Source organism: Rhodoplanes roseus (assembly GCF_003258865.1).
GTDB lineage: Bacteria > Pseudomonadota > Alphaproteobacteria > Rhizobiales > Xanthobacteraceae > Rhodoplanes > Rhodoplanes roseus.
The window spans coordinates 6,365-8,540 of the sequence record NZ_NPEX01000248.1 but is presented as its reverse complement, the minus strand read 5'-3'; the positions used below and the strand labels follow the sequence as shown (position 1 = coordinate 8,540).

At 67.6% G+C, this 2,176-nt stretch carries 2 protein-coding genes; one reads left to right on the top strand and one right to left on the bottom strand.

What is annotated here, in order from left to right:
- Positions 1 to 592: TetR/AcrR family transcriptional regulator (locus CH341_RS24615; RefSeq protein ID WP_111421623.1), on the bottom strand; the 592-nt coding region annotated here is incomplete at its 3' end.
- A gap of 346 nt (positions 593 to 938) precedes the next feature.
- Here CH341_RS24615 and CH341_RS24610 point away from each other — a divergent pair.
- Positions 939 to 2,117, top strand: a complete 1,179-nt coding sequence (locus CH341_RS24610) for an ABC transporter substrate-binding protein (protein WP_111421622.1) — start codon at positions 939 to 941, stop codon at positions 2,115 to 2,117.
- The last annotated feature ends 59 nt before the right edge of the window (positions 2,118 to 2,176 follow it).

Sequence of the window (2,176 nt, the reverse complement as noted above, 5' to 3'; positions counted from 1 at the left end):
CGGCCGCCGCTTCGGCGCCGGCGGTCAGCAGCGTCGTGACCAACCGCGCATACTCCTCGCGGCCCAGGCCCTTGCCGGGCCGGAACCACAGATAATGCCAGTTGAGCATGCCGAACAGCGACATGGTCAGCGGCTTGAGGAGCGGGCCGCGGCCGATCGACGGCACGGCGAGCGCGATCGCGTCGGAGAAGACGCCGACCAGCACGCGCTCCATGGCCCGGAGCTGCTCCTGCTTGTCCTCCGGCAGGAGCTTCAGATTGGCGATCTGCACCTGATGCTCGGCATCGGCGTCGCGGTACTCGTCCAGGAGCGCGGCCGCGATGGCGTAGAGCCGCTCCTGCGGATCCGCCGTGGTGGCGGCGGCCTTCTCGACCGCCCCGATCAGCTCGGCCAGATGCGCCGACAGGATGTCGAAGAGCACCGCCTCCTTGTCCGGATAGTAATGATACAGCAGGGCCTTCGACATGCCGCAGGCGTCGGCGATCATGGTGATCGAGGTGCCGGAATAGCCGTGCTTCGCGAACAGCTCGGCGGCGCGATGCAGGATCGCGTCCCGCTTCGCATCGTAGTCCTGGGCGCGGGTGCGAGCCATTCTTGCGGTGATCCCGATCCGTCGTGTTTCGTCGTCGCGGCCGCGGCGCAGCACCGGCGCGGTCGTCTCGAAAATACATTAACCGGATGGTCGATCAATACAGAGTCCCGCACGGGTCCTGCGCGCTGCCGACGAAGGTCGGACTCGGCGGCCGCGGGCCGGCCCGCTAGAACAGCCTCATCCTGCGACGAAACGGCCGCCCCAGGCCTTGTACGAAATCATTGACCAATCGTTCGGTTAATCTTACGCTTCGATGACGCCGTACTGCCAGCCTTCGGGCGGCGGCGGCCGAGAAGGCGGGCCAACCGCCCTCGTCGACGTGTCGACCCTTTGGGAGCAACGCCAGATGCCACACACCGCCGCCCGCCGGGCGCTGCGCGCCGCCGCCGTCATCGGCTCTTTCACCATCACGTCCGCGCTGACGATCGGCCCGAGCTCGGCGGCCGATCCGATCAAGATCGGATCCGTCCTCTCCGCCACCGGCCCCGCCTCGTTCCTCGGCGATCCGGAGCAGAAGACCCTGAAACTGTTCGTCGAGGCGCTGAACAAGAAGGGCGGCCTGATGGGCCGGCCGGTCGAGCTGGTGCTCTACGACGACGGCGGCGACGCCAACAAGGCGCGCACCTTCGCGACCCGGCTGATCGAGGACGACAAGGTTGTCGCCATGGTGGGCGGCACCACCACGGGCACCACGATGGCGATGATCCCGGTGTTCGAGGACGCCAAGATCCCGTTCATCTCGCTCGCCGGCGCCATCGAGATCGTCGAGCCGGTGCGCGCCTTCGTGTTCAAGACGCCGCACACCGACAAGACCGCCTGCCAGAAGATCTTCGAAGACATGAAGTCGCGCGGGATCACCAAGGTCGGGATGATCTCGGGCACGGACGGCTTCGGCAAATCGATGCGGGCGCAGTGCATGAAGGTGATCGGCGACTACGGCATCACGGCGCTGGTCGACGAGAGCTACGGCCCGACCGACGCCGACATGACGCCGCAGCTCAACAAGATCAAGAACACGGCCGGCCTCCAGGCGGTGCTCAATCCCGGCTTCGGCCAGGGGCCGGCGATCGTCACCCGCAACTATGCGCAGCTCGGCATCAAGCTGCCGCTCTACCAGTCGCACGGCGTCGCCTCGAAGAGCTTCATCGAGCTCGCCGGGCCCGCGGCGGAGGGCGTGCGGCTGCCGGCGCCGGCGCTGCTGATCGCCGAGAAGCTCGCCGCCGACGATCCGCAGAAGCCGGTCGTGACGGAGTACAAGAAGAGCTACGAGACCGCGACCGGCCAGCCGGTCTCCACCTTCGGCGGCTACGGCTACGACGGCATCCAGCTTCTGGTCGGCGCCATCGAGCGGGCCAAGTCGGTGGAGCCGCAGAAGATCCGCGACGCCATCGAGAGCACGAAGGGCCATGTCGGCACCACGGGCCTCTACACCATGTCGCCCACCGACCACCTCGGCCTCGGCACGGAATCGTTCCGCATGCTCGAGATCAAGGGCGGCGACTGGGTGCCGGCCGAGGTGAAGTGAGACGCGGCACCCTCGTCACCTGACCCGTCACCCTGAGGTGGCCGCGCGGAACGCGCGGC